A 16,664-nucleotide genomic window follows, 5' to 3' on the forward strand; every position below is an offset into this window, starting at 1 on the left:
GTCACGCCTGCCGTAGCCGATCCATCAACGGCGTGTCGATAGAGTGGGGGCAAGGGCGCGTCGGATCAAGCGGCCCATTGGGCCAGATTGGCCTCCTGCCCGATCAGGGCCAGCCCGTGCGCGATAGATGTCAGTTCGCCCCCGGTCGCGATCCGCTCCGCCCCGAAGCGCGCGTCGAATATGTCCCGGATCGCCGGAATCAGCGACGATCCGCCGGTCAGGAACACCCGGTCGATGGCGTGCGGCGCCACCCCGGCGGTCGCCAGCGCCTTGTCCACGCATCCCTCGATCCGGGCGATGTCGGGCGCGATCCAGCGCTCGAAATCGGCGCGGCGCACCTGCGTCTCGATCTCCAGCCCGCCACCGGCAAAGCGGAAATCCGCTTTGTCCTGTGTCGACAGCGCCCGCTTCAGGCTGCCCACCGCATCATAGAGCGGATAGCCCAGTTCCTTTTCGATCACCGTCATCATCCGCCCGATCGCGGCGGGGTCGTCAGCCGATTTCTGCAACCGCGTCAGCTCGTCCATCGTCCGCCGGTTGCGCATCAGCGCAAGGCGCGACCAGTCGGCAAAGTCGGCGAAATAGCTGCGCGGTATCTCCAGCGTCTTGCCGAACGACTGGTAACTGCCGCCCTTGCCCAGCATCGGCAGCACCAGATGGTCCATGATCCGATAGTCGAAACGGTCGCCTGCAATACCGATGCCCGCCGATCCCAGCGGGGTCGCCCGCTGCGCCGCACCCGCCGTCTGGTTGGGCGCTTCCACCCGCACGATCGAAAAATCGCTGGTGCCGCCGCCAAAGTCCGCGACCAGGATCGTCGCAGCCTGGGTCAGGCGGCTGGCATAGCTGAATGCCGCGCCCAGCGGCTCATAGACATAATGAATGTCCACGCCGAAATCGGCGAACATCGCGTCATAGCGCTTGCGCGCCAGCGCCTCGTCAGGCCGCGACCCGGCATAGGTGACTGGCCGCCCGACGACGATCCGCTCCGGCCTTTGGTCCAATGCCCCACCCGCATGTCCGACCATATGCGCCAGGAACATCGCCCCCAGTTCCTCGAAGCGGTAGCGCTTTTCGAATATGTTGGCGCTCTCGAAAATCGCGCTGGCGGCGACCGACTTGAACGACTGGAGGAAGCGGCTGTCTTCGGGATATTCCATATATTCCGCGATCGCCCACGGCCCGGCCTCATGCGCCAGGCCGCCCTTGACGCCTTCCTCATGCCAGAAACAGAGCGCGGAACGGAACACCGCCCCGGTCGCCTGGCTACCGGCAAATTCGACCAGATCGGATTGCTGGCCGTTGGCAATCGCCACGACGCTGTTGGTCGTGCCGAAATCCAGGCCCAGCGCGCGCGGCACATCCTGCATGCTTTTGTCTCCGGGGAAGGGGGGCCGCGCCCTATGGCATCGCCATCGCATCGGGACAAGGCTGTCCTACACGCGACTATGCTGCCATGCTCGGCCACGGCTCTTTCCGATCGTTGATCTTGCGAAAAACTTGCCATGCGCAACATGGGCGAAGTTTGCGAACTTGCGCGCGCGAAACCTGGCTGAATTTCGGCAATCATGAAGACTGCAAATTCGCTACCAAATTCCTCCCCCTGTGGGGGAGGGGGACCGCCGCGAAGCGGTGGTGGAGGGGTATCACCCTCTCGACAGGGCGTACATCCTGGTCAGGTCTGCGCCCTGCCACTCCGCTAGCATGGTTCAACCCACCAATATTGGGTTTCCAAAGGACAGTATGGCCTGAATTTCAGGCGAAAACCGCTGCCTTCTTCAGATGGCCATAGGCCTCGATCACCGCCTGCAACGCGCGTTCGTGGCTGCGGTCGCCGCCATTATGATCGGGGTGATAGCGGCGCAGCAGCGCGGTGTAGCGCATCCGCAAAGCCTTGCGATCCGCGTCAATGTCCAGCTCCATGACGCGCAGCGCCTTGCGGTCCTCCGCCGACAGAAACTGGCCGTCCTGCCGCATCTGTGCATCGGCCCGCGCCTTGGCCACCCGTTCCTTGAACTTCGCGCCGATGGCGTCGAGCGGGTCGGAGAAGTCGGACCATTTGGGCGGCGGGCTGTGGGCGTTGGACGAAAAGGCGCGCGTCTCCCGCTCCCACCCGGCAAAGGGGCGCTGGGCGGCGGCGATTTCCTCCGGCGACATGCCCGTGAAGAAATTATAGCCCTGATTGAATTCGCGCACATGGTCAAGGCACAGCCAGCGCCAGCGCGGCCCTTCATCGCCGGGACGGGCGCTGCCCTCCAGCGGCGGCGCGCGGAACTCGCCCGGTTCGGGGCAGCCACTCACCCAGCAGGGGCGGTCGCCCTCCACCCGGCCATGGAAGCGGTTGAAGCGGCGGGTCGAGAAAGGGTCGGTCGACAAAGTTGTCCTGATGCAAGTCGCGGCAAAGCGACTATATAGGCGGCATGACCCAGATTCTGAAAGGCCCAGTGGCCACCGAAATCGAAACGCGGCTGCAAAATGCCCTGGCGCCGCAACAGCTCGCCGTGATCGACGACAGCGAAAAACATCGCGGCCATGCGGGGCATGACGGCTCTGGCGAAAGCCATTTCACCGTCGACATCGTGTCGGATCGCTTCACCGGCCAGAGCCGCGTCGCCCGCCAGCGCATGGTCAACGCAGCGCTCGCCGACCTGCTGCGCGACAAGGTCCACGCCCTTGCGATCAAGGCCCGCGCACCCGGAGAAGCCTGATGACCCTCGATGAACTCGTCATCCAGACGATCAGCCCGACCACCCATGATCTGGGCGATTTCAAGGTCCACCGTTCGCTCCCTGCCAAGGGGCGTACGATGGTCGGCCCGTTCATCTTCTTCGATCAGGCCGGGCCAGCGAAGATAGGAGCGGGGCAGGGGATTGATGTCCGCCCCCATCCGCACATCAACCTCGCCACCGTGACCTATATGTATGAAGGCGCTTTCTTCCACCGCGATTCGCTGGGCACGGAACAGATTGTCGAGGCGGGCGCGGTCAATCTGATGACGGCGGGCAAGGGCATCGTCCATAGTGAGCGTTCCCCCGACGAAGAACGCGCCAAGCTCTCCAAACTCTCCGCCATCCAGACCTGGCTCGCCCTGCCCGACCGCCAAGAGGAAATGGACCCGGCGTTCGAGCATGTCGGCGAAGGCGGCCTGCCGGTGATCGAGGCGCATGGGGTGCGCGCCCGTGTCATCATGGGGTCGCTCTGGGGCGAACGCTCGCCCGTCACCACCTATGCCGACACCATCTATGCCGACATCCAGCTGTCGCCCGGCGGCCGCGTACCGATCGACCCGTCAGCCGACGAGCGCGCCATCTATGTGTCGGGCGGTGATGCCGCGCTCGACGGGATGATGCTCGCCCCCCAGACGCTCTACGTCCTGCGTCCCGGCACCAGCGCCACGCTGATGAGCGTCGATGGTGGCCGGGTCGTCCTGTGCGGCGGCGAAGCCTTTAAAACGCCGCGCCATGTCTGGTGGAACTTTGTGTCCTCTCGCCAGGACCGGCTGATGCAGGCGCGCGAGGATTGGGACGCCCTCCGCTTCCCGCTGATCCCCGGCGACGATCAGGAGTTCATCCCCATCCCGCAGGGCCGGCCCAAGACGGTCAGCTATCCGTAATTCCTCCCCGTTTCGGGGAGGGGAATTGCATATGACTTTTCGTTATCCCTACAACGTCATCCTGAATTTATTTCAGGATCCATCATGCCCCAAAAGCCGTGGCTGGAGACGCGAAATGGATGCTGAAACAAGTTCAGCATGACGATGAAGGAGGGGGTGGTAGGCCTGACTCTCCCTTGCCCTACTGCACGAAGGCCAGCGACAGATTCTCGGCATTTTTGGGGATGTCGATCCGGCTTTCGTTGATCGACGCTTCCTCACCCGGCTTCAGGCGGTTCTTGTCCGCCTTCGTCGTCCAGCTGAACACCAGCCGGTTCTGCCGGTCGCGCAACTGCACCAGTACCGGCGGCACCGGCAGCGCCTGCGTCCCGCTGTTCACGATCCGCGCGCCAAAGGCGAAATATTCCTCGCCAGTCGGCAGCTTGCGCCGCTCGGCGGGTTTGGACAGGTAGAAGAGCAGGTCAGGATCGCCCTCTTCGGCGACCAGTCCCAGGCTGACCGCCCATCCGGGCGGGCCGAAATAATAAAAGGCGCCGCCCGCCGCCGCGACGACCAGGGCAAAGGCGATCGCGGCATAGGTCCATAGCTTGATCGGATTGCGGCGCGGCTTGAACGGCGGCGCGGGCGCGAACTGGCTGTCCTGTGCCGGATCGACCGGCGCACCGGCATAAATGTCGTCAATACGGTTGTCCGCAGGCGCAGCGATCGGCGGCGCGACGGGGGCCGCTTCCTCCGGCACGACGGTTTCAGCCGGGGGGGCGTCCGGTGCGGGGGCAGGTACGGGTTCAGGCGCGGGCGCGGCGACCGCTTCGACCGGCTCTGCGACCGGCGGCGGCGGAGTGGGAGCCTGGACCGGCGGCTCAGCAGGCACCTCGTCCGGCCCGCTTTCGCGCGGTGGCAGGGCGGCAGGCTGCTGGAACCAGCTATGCTTGCACGCGGCGCAGCGGACCTGGCGGCCGGCCGGACCGACGGCGCTGTCCGGCACGACATAGCGCGTCGCGCAATTGGGGCACACCAGTATCATGTCGCTTCATAGGCATGGCATGGACTCGCGCGCAAGCGGTCAACTTATGTTGACGTCATTCCGTCGCGACTCGCGGTCGGATGCGGGCCGGGCTTTACGGCTGCCCGCCCACTGTGCCATGGCTGTCACTCCGGGGAAGCAGGGAGCGCGCGAGCGCCATATTTCAAGACATGTCGGCCATCGTCCAGTTCGAGAATGTCGGTCTGCGCTATGGTCTGGACAGCGAGACCCTGTCCGACGTCAGCTTCACGCTGGCAGGCGGTGGCTTTTATTTCCTGACCGGCGCGTCGGGCGCGGGCAAGACATCGCTGCTAAAACTGCTCTATCTGGCCCAGCGTCCCAGTCGCGGCGTCATACGGCTGTTCGGCGAGGATGTGGTGACCCTGCCGCGCAAACGCCTGCCGGGTTTCCGCCGTCGCATCGGCGTCGTGTTTCAGGACTTTCGCCTGGTCCCCCATCTGTCCGCCTATGACAATATCGCCCTGCCGCTTCGCGTCGCGGGCATGGAGGAGGGGGAGGTTGATGCCCCCGTCACTGAAATGCTCGGCTGGGTGGGGCTTGGCGACCGTGGGCAGGCGCGGCCCGCGACCCTGTCGGGTGGGGAGCAGCAGCGCGTCGCCATCGCCCGTGCGGTGATCGGGCGACCCGAAATATTGGTGGCGGACGAACCGACCGGCAACGTCGACGCGGACATGGCCCGCCGCCTCATGACCCTGTTCGAAGCGCTCAATCGCCTGGGCACCACCATCGTCGTCGCCACCCACGACCTGCCGTTGATCGCGCAGGTATCGGGCGCGCAGATGATGCGGCTGGACAAGGGGCGGCTGGCTGACCCGACCGGATCGCTACGCTATCCGCCGCGCCCGCAGGGCGGCGAGTGATGGCGTCGCGCACCGACCGCCGCGCCGCCGCCGCTGCGCGTCATCGCCTATTGCCGGGCGGGCGGGTCGCGGGGCCGATGCTGTGGATCATCACGATCATGATGTTCCTGACCGTGCTGGCCGCCGCCGCGGGCCTTGGCCTCGGCGCTGCCGTCCGCTCCATGAGCGCGGACCTGGCCGGACGCGCCAGCGTGCAGGTGGTCGAGGCGAACCCGCAACTACGCGACCAACTGGCGGCGCGAGCGCTGACCGCGTTGCGCGGCGCGGACGGGGTGCAGGCCGCCGCGCCCGTCGATCCCGCGCTGCTGGCCGATCAGGTCCGCCCCTGGCTGGGCGAGGAGGCGACGAGCGGCGACCTGCCGCTGCCCGCGCTGATCGACGTGACGCTGACGCCGGGCGATGCTGATGCGAAGGTCGCGCGCTTGCGCCGCCTGCTGGGGGGATTGTCGCCCGCCCTGCGGATCGAGCCGCATGCCGCCTTCCTCCTGCCGCTTGCCGGATTGCTCTCCGCCCTGGGCTGGCTGGCTGCCGGTGTCGTGCTGCTGATGGCGCTGGCGACGGGCGCGGTCGTAGTGCTGGCTGCGCGGGGCGCGCATGACAGCCATCGCGGCACGATAGAGGTGCTGCACCTGATGGGAGCCACCGACGTCCAGATCGCCCGCCTGTTTCAGCGCCGCATCGGCCTCGACGCGATGCTGGGCAGCGCGCTGGGCTTTGCTTTCGCCGCGTTAGTCATCCTGCTGATCGGCCTGCGGCTGGGTGCGACCGGGTCGGAACTGCTGGGCGCGGTGCGCCTGCCGCCCGCCAGTTGGGCGGTACTTGGGCTGCTGCCGATAGCAGGCGTTCTGCTGGCGACGCTGGCAGCGCGCTGGACGGTGTTGCGCGCCTTGGGGCGAGCGCTGTGATCGTCCGGCTGTTCGCCGTCTCGATACTGGGCTGGATGCTGGGCTTTGCATGGTTCGCGATCTTCCTGCCCCAGCCGCTCGACGGTCGGCAGACCGACGCGATCGTCGTGCTGACCGGCGGCGCGGGGCGGATCGACCGGGGCATCGCTTTGCTGGAGGGCGGTGCGGCCAAACGCATGTTGATTTCCGGCGTCGACCGGTCGGTCCGTCCGGTCGAACTGGCGGCGCAATATCAGGCGCCCGAAACATTATTCGCCTGCTGCATCACATTGGGCCGCGAAGCGATCGACACACGGTCCAACGCCATCGAAACCGCCCGCTGGCTGGAACGGCGCGATTACAAGACAGTGCGGCTGATCACGACGGACTGGCATATGCGCCGTGCCGCGCTGGAATTGCGGCAGGCGCTGCCCGGCCGGGTCGCGATCGTCTATGACGCGGTGCCCAGCCGCCCCAGCCTGACGATGCTGGCGCGGGAATATAATAAATATCTGCTGCGCCGCGCCGCTGCACTTCTTGGCATTTGATGGCATAGCGCCCCGATGATCACCTTGCTGCGCTCCACCCTCTTTTCCCTCATTTTCTATCCCGGCAGCTTGCTGCTGGTGCTGATCGCCCTGATCGTCGGCCAGTTTTCGCCGCCCGCGCTGCGATGGGTGTCGACCCTGTGGGGCTGGTTCCATCGCTATTGCGCCCGCTGGCTGCTGGGGCAGAAGGTGGTGATAGAGGGCGATCTGCCGCTTGGTCCCTATCTCTATATCGTCAAGCATGAATCGATGTTCGAGACGATCGATATGCTGTGCGTGTTCGACCGGCCGGTCATCGCCGCCAAGCGGGAACTGTTCGATATTCCGCTGTGGGGAACCATTGCCGACCGTTATGGCCTGATCCCGATCGAGCGTACCGCCGGGGCAAGCGCGATGCGGACGTTGCGGACCCAGGCCAAGGCGGCGAACGCCGCCGGAAGGGCGGTCTGCATCTTTCCCGAAGGCACCCGCGTTCCCCATGGCGAAGCGCCGCCATTACGGGCTGGCTTTGCCGGATTATATACGCTGCTGGGGCTGCCGGTGGTGCCGATTGCGCTCAACAGCGGGCTGGTGTCGCCCAAGGGCAGCTTCCTCAAGAAAGCGGGCGTCATAACCTATAAAGTCGGTGAGGTCGTGCCCGCCGGGCTGGACCGGCGGGAGGCCGAAGCGCGGGTCCATGCCGCGATCAACGCGCTGAACCCGCCCTCTGCGCTAGTGGATTGATTTTGACATTTGCATCCCCTGGCGGCTGGGATGGGTCTGCAAATGTCAAAATCGGACCACTAGCCTAATGCGCCCGGCCGAAATCGGGCTTGGCGTCGTCCTGACCCTGTTCGATGATCGACCGGCGGATGGCGCGGGTATGGGTGAACAGGTTGAACAGCGTGTCGCCGTCATTCCAGCGGATCGCCCGTTGCAGCGCTGACAGATCCTCCGAAAAGCGCTGGAGCATTTCCAGCACCGCGTCCTTGTTGGCCAGAAACACGTCGCGCCACATCGTCGGGTCGGACGCCGCGATCCGCGTGAAATCGCGAAAGCCGCCAGCGGAATATTTGATGACTTCCGATTGCGTCACATTTTCCAGATCGCTGGCCGTGCCGACGATGGTGTAGGCGATCAGATGCGGCAAATGGCTGGTCACCGCCAGCACCAGATCATGATGCGCGGGGTCCATCGTCTCGACGTCCGCGCCGACCCGCCGCCACAGTTCGGCGACGCGCTCGACCGCCACGGGGTCAGCGTCAGCGGGCGGGGTGACGATGCACCAGCGCCCCTTGAACAGGGTGGCGAAACCCGCTTCCGGTCCGCTATTTTCGGTGCCTGCGACGGGATGCGCCGGAATGATCGTCCGCCCCGGCAGGGCGGCGACCAGCTGCGCCAGCACGTCCGCCTTACATGATCCCACATCGCTTATGATCGCGTCGGCGGGCAGATCGTCGGCTAGCTCCGCCGCCGCCGCGCCCATGGCGCGGACCGGCACGCACAGCACCACCAGATCCGCGTCGGTGACCGAAGCCCCGGCCGTGTCGGTGATGTCGTCGCACAGGTCTATCCGCCGTGCGGTTTCGCGCACCGCCGGATCGGCATCATGGCCAGTGACGCGCGCCGTGGGCATCTCCGCCCGGATGGCGTGGGCAAGCGAAGAGCCGATCAGGCCAAGGCCGATGATGGTGATCCGGGCGAAAGGCAGCATCGCGTCAGGCCGATTCCGCCATGGCGCGCAATGAGTCGGCCACGACGCGGACCTGCGCTTCGGTGCCGATGGTGATGCGCAGGCCGTTGGGCAGATCCTGGCCCGGCAGCCAGCGGGTGGCGTAACCGGCCTCCCACAATCCCTTCATCGCGGCCTCGGCGGTCAGCTTGCCATCGAACAGGATCAGCAGGAAATTGGTCTTGCTGGGCACGACGCGCAGGCCGTGATTGGACAGCGCGCCGATTTCGCCGCTCAGCCATTCGCGCCAGCGCGCATTATGGGCGCGGCTCGATTCGATCCAGGCACTGTCGTTGATCGCGGCGATGGCTGCGGCCTGGCCCGCGGTCGTGACATTGAACGGCGCGCGGATGCGGTGGAGAATCTCGATCACCTCCGCACTGGCATAGCCCCAGCCGATCCGTTCGGCCGCCAGCCCGTGAATCTTGGAGAAGGTGCGGGTGACGAAAATATTGCCGGCGGTCCTGGCCAGTTCCAGGCCGCCATCATCCTCGCCTTCGTCCAGATATTCGGCATAGGCCTGATCCAGCACGAACAAGATGTCGGGGCGCAGGCCCGCATGCAGCCGGGCAATCTCTTCCCGGCTGGTCATCGTGCCCGTCGGGCTGTTGGGGTTGGCCAGGAACACGACTTTCGTCTTCTCGGTCACGGCTGCCAGCAGCGCGTCGACGTCAGTGGCGTAATCCTTGTCCGGCGCGATCACCGGGGTCGCCCCGACCCGGCGGGCGGCGATGTCATAGACCGCAAAGCCATAGCGCACATACACGACTTCATCGCCCGGCCCGGCATAGGCGCTGGCGGCGATGTGGAGCAGTTCGTCCGACCCGGTGCCATAGATGATCCGCGCCGGGTCCAGCCCATGCACCGCGCCGATCGCTTCACGCAGCTTCGTCGCGCTCGGATCGGGATAGGTGGCTAGATCGGCGGTGGCGGCCACCAGTGCGGCGCGCGCGGCGTCGCCCGTCCCCAGCGGGTTTTCATTGGCCGACAGCTTGATCAGCGGGCGGCCATCATCGGCCGCCGCCTTGCCCGGCACATAGGGCGAAATGCCAAGAATCCAGTCCTTGGGCGATGGCTTTGTCAGGGTGTTTGCAAGTGTCTCTGTCATGGCGACGGGCTTTAGCGGCTTCCGCGCCAAAGGCAAAGCGCCCGTCCAGATTGACAGCGCTCCGCCGTGGTCCTAGCCCGGCGCGACCATGGCCAGCCTTTCAATGACAGATGATAGTCGTTTCGGCCTGCGCCGACAGGTTCGGCTTGCCGGGCCATTGCCGCTAGATAGCGGCGCGGCGCTGGGGCCGGTCGACATCGCCTATGAAACCTATGGCACGCTGAACCCGGATCGATCCAATGCGATCCTGATCTGCCATGCCCTGACCGGCGACCAATATGTCGCGTCCGACCATCCCGTGACGGGCAAGCCTGGCTGGTGGTGGCGGCTGGTGGGAGAGGGGAAGCCGGTCGATCCGGCACGCCATTTCATCATCTGCGCCAATGTCGTTGGCAGTTGCATGGGGTCGAGCGGCCCGGCGAGCCTGGACGTGGCGACCGGCCTGCCCTTCGCCATGCGCTTTCCCGTTCTGACCATTGCCGACATGGTGCGGGCGCAGGCGATGCTGCTCGACCATCTGGGCGTCGACCGGCTCTACGCCGTGATCGGCGGGTCGATGGGCGGCATGCAGGCGCTGACCTGGCCGACCTTGTTCGCCGACCGGGTGGAACGCTGCATCGTCATCGCCTCGACCGCGCGGCACAGCGCGCAGAATATCGCCTTTCATGAAGTCGGGCGGCAGGCGATCATGGCCGATCCCAACTGGCGCGGGGGCGATTATTATGCTGACGGGCAGGTGCCGAGCGCGGGTCTGGCCGTTGCGCGGATGGCGGCGCATATCACCTATCTGTCCGAAGCGGGGCTGACCGAGAAGTTCGGACGGCGCCTCCAGGGCCGCGATGCCAAGACCTTCGGCTTCGATGCGGATTTTCAGGTGGAAAGCTATTTGCGCCATCAGGGGCTGAGCTTTGTCGAACGGTTCGACGCCAACTCCTATCTCTACATCACCCGCGCCATGGACTATTATGACATTGCAGAGGATCATGGCGGGTCGCTGGCCATGGCCTTCACGGCCAGCAAGGCGCGTTTCTGCCTTGTCAGTTTCGATACCGACTGGCTCTATCCCACGGCGGAATCGCGGATCATCGTCCATGCGCTGAATGCGGGCGGGGCGCAGGCCAGTTTCGTCGAACTGTCCAGCCCGTTCGGCCATGACGCCTTCCTGCTGGAATGTCCCGAACTCAACCGGGTGGTCGATGGCTTTCTGAAGGGTGGGCGAGCGTGAGCGATCAGTTGCGCCCCGATCTGGCGCTGATCGCGCGCACCGTGCGGCAGGGCGCGCGGGTGCTGGACGTCGGCTGTGGCGACGGCGCGCTGATGGCGGCGCTGCGCGACAATGCCGGGGTGGACGCGCGCGGCCTGGAGCTTGACGGGTCGAACGTCGCCGATGCGGTCGGGCGCGGCCTGTCGGTTGTGCAGGGGGATGCCGACACGGACCTGGGCTATTATCCCGACGCCAGTTTCGACTATGCGATATTGAGCCAGACGCTCCAGACGACCCGGCGGCCCGATCTGGTGGTGGAGGAATTGCTGCGGATCGCCGCCCAGGCTTTCGTATCCTTCCCCAATTTCGCCCATTGGCGCGGGCGGATTTCGCTGCTGTGGGGCGGGCGGATGCCGGTGACGCGGCTATTGCCCGACACATGGTATGACACGCTCAACATCCATCATGTGACCGTGGACGATTTCCGCGCGCTGGTGAAGGATCGCGGCTGGACCATCGACGGGCAATGGTTTCTGAAGGGCGACAGGGAAACCACCCACGCCAACGCCAATCTGTTTGCCGAACATGCGGTGTTTCTGCTGCGGAAATAGGCCGGGTCAGATATTGCCCTGTTCCTCGATCGGCACATCGTCCTGGGGCCGGTAATAGAGGCTGGCGCAAAGCTGCGTCTCGCATCCCCCTTCCAGCACAAGATCGTCGCGCCACGCGTCGCGCACGAAATCCATCGTGTCGAGATGGCGATCCTCGAAATACATGCGATGCACATCGTCCCGGCCCGCGCCGTAAACGATCCGGCCAACCTTCGCCCAGATCGACGCCATGGTGCACATGCCGCATGGCTGGAGCGTGGAATAAAGCGTGGCGCCGCGCAGGTCCATGTCGCCATGAACTGGCCCTGCGGCGCGGATGGCCATGATTTCCGCATGCGCGGTGGCGTCCTTATGCTCCTCCGTCTGGTTGACCTGTTCCGCCAGGACGCGGCCGTCGATCACGATGATGGCGGCGATCGGCGTGTCGGCAGGGGTACTGCCCTTGCTGCGTGCCAAGGCAATGGCGCGCTGCATCCACTGGCGGTCGGTCGGTGTAATCATGGCGGCAATGCTCCGGTGGGTGAACCGCCACAAAGCGCCAGCGCCTGTTTTGCTCCGCTTATTGCGGGCGGCCAATGCCCTTTTCGATCAGCGCGTTGGCGATGGCGGCAATCTCGTCCGCCGGGCGGCTGTCGTCCCAGACGCCGTAGCGCAGCCCCAGAAAGACATTCATGCCCATGATCGCCCAGGCATGCACCTCCTCCACGTCCGGGCGCACATCGCCCCGCTCTGCTGCCCTGGCCAGGCGCGTCGCCATGCGGGCTGCGGTATTTTCATAATGGGCGCGGTAAGCGGCGGCATCGACAAATTCCGATTCGTCGATGATGCGATAGAGTTCCTTGTGCGACCGGGCGAACTCCAGAAAGCTGAGCAGCCCGATTCGTTCGGCGTCGATGCCGTCGCGCGCCTGCGCGATCCGGGGTGACACATAGTCGCGCACCTGCCCCGACATATCGGCCACCAGCGCGCGGAAAATATCGTCCTTGCTGTCGAAATAGGTGTAGAAACTGCCCAGCGCACAGCCCGCGCGGCGGGTGATTCCGCTGATTGATCCTTCGTGAAATCCCTTTTCGCCAAATTCCTGCGCAGCCGCCGCCAGCAGGCCGCGGCGGGTGCGTTCCCCGCGCGCCGTGCGGGGCGTCTTGTCGTCCCTGCCTGGCCCCTGGTCGGTCATAGTCTCTCCCCGTCGCTGTGTTCTTTTTAGCGCAATCTGGTCGCATCGATAGCCTGCTCCATATTTGAAGTTGAAAGCTGGTTCAACTTTCATTATCGAATCGGTCAAGACACATGGCGACCCGCCAAACGGGCGCATCATTCAGGAGAGGTTCCGCTCATGAAGGCTCATCACAGCATCCGCGCTCTCGCCCTTGCCTCCGCCGCCTGGACCGGGGCGCTGGCCCTGCCCGCGGTCGCGCAGGACGCGCCGCAGGCCGCCGTGGACGACAGCGAAGGCGCGATCGTCGTCACCGCCCGCCGCCGCGAGGAAACGCTGGTCAGCGTGCCGATCGCGGTCAGCGCCTTTTCCGGGGAGAAGCTGGAAAGCCAGGGCGCGATCGATATTACCGATCTCGCCAACTTCACGCCCAACACCACGCTGGAAGCATCGCGCGGCACCAATTCGACGCTGACCGCCTTCATCCGCGGCGTGGGTCAGCAGGACCCCGTGTCCGGCTTTGAACAGGGCGTCGGCATCTATCTGGACGATGTTTACCTGAACCGGCCGCAGGGCGCGATCCTCGACATTTATGATGTCGATCGGATCGAGGTACTGCGCGGGCCGCAGGGGACGCTCTATGGCCGCAACACGATCGGCGGCGCGGTCAAATATGTGACCAAGATGCTGCCGCAGGACTTCGCGCTCAAGATCAAGGGCAGCTACGGCACCTATGATCAGGCCGATGGCATCATCAGCGTGTCGGCCCCGGTCGGCGACATGATCCGGGTCGGCGGCGCACTCGCCCGCCTGTCGCGCGGCGGCTTTGGCAAGAATCTGACCACCGGCGAAGATAATTACAACAAGGATGTCTGGGCCGCGCGCGGCACGTTCGAAATGGGCGGCTATGGCCAGCCGGTGCTGATGCGGATCACCGGCGATTATACCAAGGATAACAGCAATGCGCGCGGCGGCCACCGCCTGATTCCCGGCCAGCTGTCGGGCGCGCCGGTGCTGGACGACGTGTTCGACACGCGCGGCGGCCTTGCCGACCCCAAGCAATATGTGAAGTCCTACGGGCTTTCGATGAACATCACGGCTGAACTGTCCGACGCGGTGACGCTGCGGTCGATCAGCGCGTGGCGCAAGGATGACAGCGCATCGCCGATCGATTTCGACGCGTTGCCCGCCGTCGATGTCGACGTACCGGCCTTCTACTTCAACGAGCAGCTGAGCCAGGAATTCCAGCTTCTTTATGACAGCGGCCCGCTGCATGGCATGCTTGGCTTCTACTATCTGGATGCCAAGGCCGATACCGCGTTCGACGTGCGGCTGTTCACGACCGTTGCTGGCCTGACCGCCTTTACCCAGGCCGATGTCGACACGGAAACCTATGCCGTGTTCGGCGACTTCACCTTCGACATTTCGCAGCAGCTGAGCATTTCGGCGGGCGGTCGCTATACCTGGGACAAGCGCCGCGCCGACATTTTGCGGCAGAATTATCTGGGTGGCGGATCGCCCGTCTTTGGCGGCGCAGGCGTGGCGTTCGGCGCGCCCAGCACCGATTTCAACGGCCAGCGCGAATATAAGAAATTCACGCCCCGTGTCTCGATCAGCTACAAGCCGACGCCCGATCACAATATCTATGCCAGCTATGCGCAGGGCTTCAAGGGCGGCGGCTTCGATCCGCGCGGGGTGGGCACCAATGCGCCCGACCTCAACGGCAACGGCATTCGCGAAGATAGCGAGATCGCGTCCTTCCTGAGCTTCCGTCCCGAAAGCGTCAAAAGCTATGAAGTGGGCTATAAGGGCAACTTCATGAACGGCGCGCTCTATGTCGCGGTCGCGGGCTTCTATGCCGACTATAACGACGTGCAGATCCCCGGCTCGGTCGCCTGCACCGTCAGCGTGGGCGGCGTGCCGACGCCATCCTTCTGCGGTGTCGTGTCCAATGCTGGCAAGGCGCGGTTCAAGGGGCTGGAATTTGAAAGCAACGCGCGGCTGGCGCAGGATTTCCTGACGGGTGGTGACCGTTTGAGCCTGTCCACGGCGGTCGGCTATATCGATGCGGAATATCGCGAATATGTGACCAATATCGGCGGGGTGCCGACCGATGTGGCCGCGTTCCGCAAGGTGCAGAACACCCCCAAATGGACGGCCAGCGGCACGCTCGGCTACACCACGCCGGTCGGCGACGGCAGCCTCTACGCGGGCAGCACTCTTTCATGGCGCAGCAAGACCTATCAGTTTGAAATTCCCAACCCCTATATCGACCAGAAGGGCTATGCCCTGTGGGACGCCAGCATCGTTTACACCGCGCCGGACGACCGCTGGACACTGGGGCTGCATGGCAAGAACCTGCTGGACAAGGAATATAAGACGTCGGGCTATACCTTCGTCGCGGCCAATGCGACGACCGGCGCGATCATCAACAATGCCGCTGGCTTCCCGACCCCTTCACTGGGCCGCGAAGGCACGCTGACCGCGTTCTACGGCAATCCGCGGCAGGTGTTCGTGACCGGAACGGTGAAGTTCTAGGTTCGGTAGTCCCGCGCAGACGGGAATCCGGTTCCGGGGGCGGGACCGGGTTCCCGCCTGCGCGGGAACACGCTTTTGCTGTGCGGCAAGGGGCGTAAGGAGCATATATGACAGACCGAACGGTTCCCTCCGCCTCTCCCTCCGTTTCCCCCGCCTATCGCGGTGTCGTGCTGGCGATGCTGCTGCTCGTCTACACTTTCAACTTCCTCGACCGGCAGATTCTGGGCATCCTCGCCGGGCCGATCAAGGCGGAACTGGGCCTCACCGACGGGCAATTGGGCGCGCTGGGCGGGATCGCCTTTGCGCTGCTCTATTCGACGCTGGCGATTCCGCTGGCATTGCTGGCCGACCGGACCAGCCGGACCTGGGTGATCACCGTCAGCCTTGCGGTATGGAGCGGCTTTACCGCGCTGTGCGGCATGGCGGGCAGCTTCTGGCAGATGTTCGCTTTTCGCGTGGGCGTGGGCGTGGGGGAGGCAGGCGGCGTCGCGCCATCCTATGCCGTGATCTCCGACTATTTCCCGACGCACCAGCGCGCGCGGGCGCTGTCCATCTATTCGCTGGGCATCCCCCTGGGATCGGCGGGCGGCGTGCTGCTGGGCGGTTATATCGCGCAGGCGGTCGAGTGGCGCACCGCCTTCATCGCGGTCGGCGTGGCTGGCCTGCTGATCGCGCCCCTGTTCCGGCTGGTCGTGCGCGAACCAGCACGCCCGGTACTGGCGAACGATGCGGTGCCGGTCAGCGCTGTGTTCGGCATATTGGCGGCCAAGCGCAGCTTCTGGCTGCTGGCGCTGGGCGCGGCGTGCAGTTCGATGTGCGGCTATGGCGTCGCCTTCTGGCTGCCCAGCCTGCTGATGCGCAGCTTTGGCCTGGACCTGTTGGGTGCGGGGCAGTTTCTGGGGGCGCTGCTGCTGATCGGCGGCGTCGCGGGCGTGCTGCTGGGCGGCTGGCTGGGCGATGCCATGGGTAACAGGGACAAGGCCTATTATGCCTGGGTACCCGCGATCAGCTATGTCGTGGGAATGCCCCTGTTCGTGGTCGGCGTGCTGTCCGACAATGTCGGTTTTGCCTTTGCGCTGTTCCTGATCCCGCAGGCATTGGTCTATGTCTGGCTCGGCCCGGTGCTGACCGCCGTTCAGCATCTCGTCCCCGCCCATATGCGCGCCAGCGCCGCGGCGAGTTTCCTGCTGATCAACAATCTGGTCGGGCTGGGGCTGGGATCGTGGAGCGTGGGGGCTTTGTCGGACGCGCTGACGCCCGCTTATGGCGTGGAGGCGCTGCGCTATGCCATCGTCGCGGCGCTGGGCTTCTATCTATTGGCCGGACTGTTCATGGCATTGGCGGGCCGGGCGCTGCGCAAGGATTGGGTCAGCGCCTAGCCACCGGGGG

At 65.1% G+C, this 16,664-nt stretch carries 17 protein-coding genes; 10 read left to right on the forward strand and 7 right to left on the reverse strand.

The window, feature by feature from the left end:
* Positions 1-65: 65 nt before the first annotated feature.
* On the reverse strand, positions 66-1,370 hold the full coding sequence (locus FE851_RS00465; protein WP_145198950.1) for an Hsp70 family protein: 1,305 nt from the start codon (positions 1,368-1,370) through the stop codon (positions 66-68).
* Between the two features lie 385 nt (positions 1,371-1,755).
* Positions 1,756-2,376 carry a J domain-containing protein gene (locus FE851_RS00470; RefSeq protein ID WP_017181177.1) on the reverse strand — a complete coding sequence of 207 codons (621 nt, stop codon included), beginning with the start codon at positions 2,374-2,376 and terminating at the stop codon, positions 1,756-1,758.
* Between the two features lie 44 nt (positions 2,377-2,420).
* Between FE851_RS00470 and FE851_RS00475 the strand changes: the two genes are divergently transcribed.
* Both FE851_RS00475 and FE851_RS00480 read left to right on the forward strand, forming a co-directional pair.
* Entirely contained in the window at positions 2,421-2,708 is a 288-nt protein-coding gene (locus tag FE851_RS00475) for a BolA family protein (RefSeq protein WP_019052180.1), read from the forward strand.
* On the forward strand, positions 2,708-3,613 hold the full coding sequence (locus FE851_RS00480) for a pirin family protein (protein ID WP_145198953.1): 906 nt from the start codon (positions 2,708-2,710) through the stop codon (positions 3,611-3,613). Before FE851_RS00475 ends, FE851_RS00480 begins: the two co-directional genes overlap by 1 nt.
* A gap of 181 nt (positions 3,614-3,794) precedes the next feature.
* Here FE851_RS00480 and FE851_RS00485 read toward each other — a convergent pair whose 3' ends face one another.
* The gene (locus tag FE851_RS00485; protein WP_145198956.1) at positions 3,795-4,637 is read right to left on the reverse strand and encodes a zinc-ribbon domain-containing protein; all 843 of its coding nucleotides are present in this window, start codon (positions 4,635-4,637) and stop codon (positions 3,795-3,797) included.
* Positions 4,638-4,807: 170 nt separating this feature from the next.
* On the opposite strand from FE851_RS00485, the gene ftsE reads away from it, so the two are divergent.
* The 4 genes from ftsE to FE851_RS00505 are packed head-to-tail and all read left to right on the forward strand — an operon-like array spanning position 4,808 to position 7,673.
* On the forward strand, positions 4,808-5,518 hold the full coding sequence (gene ftsE / locus FE851_RS00490) for a cell division ATP-binding protein FtsE (RefSeq protein WP_017181173.1): 711 nt from the start codon (positions 4,808-4,810) through the stop codon (positions 5,516-5,518).
* Positions 5,518-6,423 (forward strand): cell division protein FtsX, encoded by a 906-nt coding sequence (locus FE851_RS00495; RefSeq protein ID WP_145198959.1) that lies wholly within the window; start codon positions 5,518-5,520, stop codon positions 6,421-6,423. The genes ftsE and FE851_RS00495 overlap by 1 nt, the downstream gene beginning before the upstream one ends.
* Positions 6,420-6,950 carry a YdcF family protein gene (locus FE851_RS00500; RefSeq protein WP_019052183.1) on the forward strand — a complete coding sequence of 177 codons (531 nt, stop codon included), beginning with the start codon at positions 6,420-6,422 and terminating at the stop codon, positions 6,948-6,950. Before FE851_RS00495 ends, FE851_RS00500 begins: the two co-directional genes overlap by 4 nt.
* A gap of 15 nt (positions 6,951-6,965) precedes the next feature.
* A complete protein-coding gene (locus tag FE851_RS00505) occupies positions 6,966-7,673 on the forward strand; it encodes a lysophospholipid acyltransferase family protein (RefSeq protein WP_017181170.1) in 708 nt (235 codons plus the stop codon).
* A 64-nt stretch (positions 7,674-7,737) separates the two neighbouring features.
* Here FE851_RS00505 and FE851_RS00510 read toward each other — a convergent pair whose 3' ends face one another.
* Positions 7,738-8,643: a prephenate/arogenate dehydrogenase family protein gene (locus FE851_RS00510; protein ID WP_145198962.1), complete on the reverse strand. Its 906-nt coding sequence runs from the start codon at positions 8,641-8,643 to the stop codon at positions 7,738-7,740.
* 4 nt (positions 8,644-8,647) lie between these two features.
* A complete protein-coding gene (locus FE851_RS00515; RefSeq protein ID WP_145198965.1) occupies positions 8,648-9,769 on the reverse strand; it encodes a pyridoxal phosphate-dependent aminotransferase in 1,122 nt (373 codons plus the stop codon).
* A gap of 88 nt (positions 9,770-9,857) precedes the next feature.
* Here FE851_RS00515 and FE851_RS00520 point away from each other — a divergent pair, with 88 nt between their 5' ends.
* Both FE851_RS00520 and metW read left to right on the forward strand, forming a co-directional pair.
* The gene (locus FE851_RS00520) at positions 9,858-10,994 is read left to right on the forward strand and encodes a homoserine O-acetyltransferase (RefSeq protein WP_026002069.1); all 1,137 of its coding nucleotides are present in this window, start codon (positions 9,858-9,860) and stop codon (positions 10,992-10,994) included.
* Positions 10,991-11,584: a methionine biosynthesis protein MetW gene (gene metW / locus FE851_RS00525; RefSeq protein WP_145198968.1), complete on the forward strand. Its 594-nt coding sequence runs from the start codon at positions 10,991-10,993 to the stop codon at positions 11,582-11,584. Before FE851_RS00520 ends, metW begins: the two co-directional genes overlap by 4 nt.
* A 6-nt stretch (positions 11,585-11,590) precedes the next feature.
* Here metW and FE851_RS00530 read toward each other — a convergent pair whose 3' ends face one another.
* Both FE851_RS00530 and FE851_RS00535 read right to left on the reverse strand, forming a co-directional pair.
* The gene (locus FE851_RS00530) at positions 11,591-12,085 is read right to left on the reverse strand and encodes a nucleoside deaminase (protein ID WP_165418783.1); all 495 of its coding nucleotides are present in this window, start codon (positions 12,083-12,085) and stop codon (positions 11,591-11,593) included.
* A 58-nt stretch (positions 12,086-12,143) separates the two neighbouring features.
* Positions 12,144-12,758 carry a TetR/AcrR family transcriptional regulator gene (locus tag FE851_RS00535; protein ID WP_107125757.1) on the reverse strand — a complete coding sequence of 205 codons (615 nt, stop codon included), beginning with the start codon at positions 12,756-12,758 and terminating at the stop codon, positions 12,144-12,146.
* A 159-nt stretch (positions 12,759-12,917) separates the two neighbouring features.
* On the opposite strand from FE851_RS00535, the gene FE851_RS00540 reads away from it, so the two are divergent.
* Positions 12,918-15,275 carry a TonB-dependent receptor gene (locus FE851_RS00540; RefSeq protein WP_107125756.1) on the forward strand — a complete coding sequence of 786 codons (2,358 nt, stop codon included), beginning with the start codon at positions 12,918-12,920 and terminating at the stop codon, positions 15,273-15,275.
* A 107-nt stretch (positions 15,276-15,382) separates the two neighbouring features.
* The gene (locus FE851_RS00545) at positions 15,383-16,654 is read left to right on the forward strand and encodes a spinster family MFS transporter (RefSeq protein WP_145198970.1); all 1,272 of its coding nucleotides are present in this window, start codon (positions 15,383-15,385) and stop codon (positions 16,652-16,654) included.
* Positions 16,655-16,664: the final 10 nt, after the last annotated feature.

Origin of the sequence: Sphingobium sp. B2 (assembly GCF_007693735.1) — a bacterium.
GTDB classification, from domain to species: Bacteria; Pseudomonadota; Alphaproteobacteria; order Sphingomonadales; family Sphingomonadaceae; genus Sphingobium; species Sphingobium xenophagum.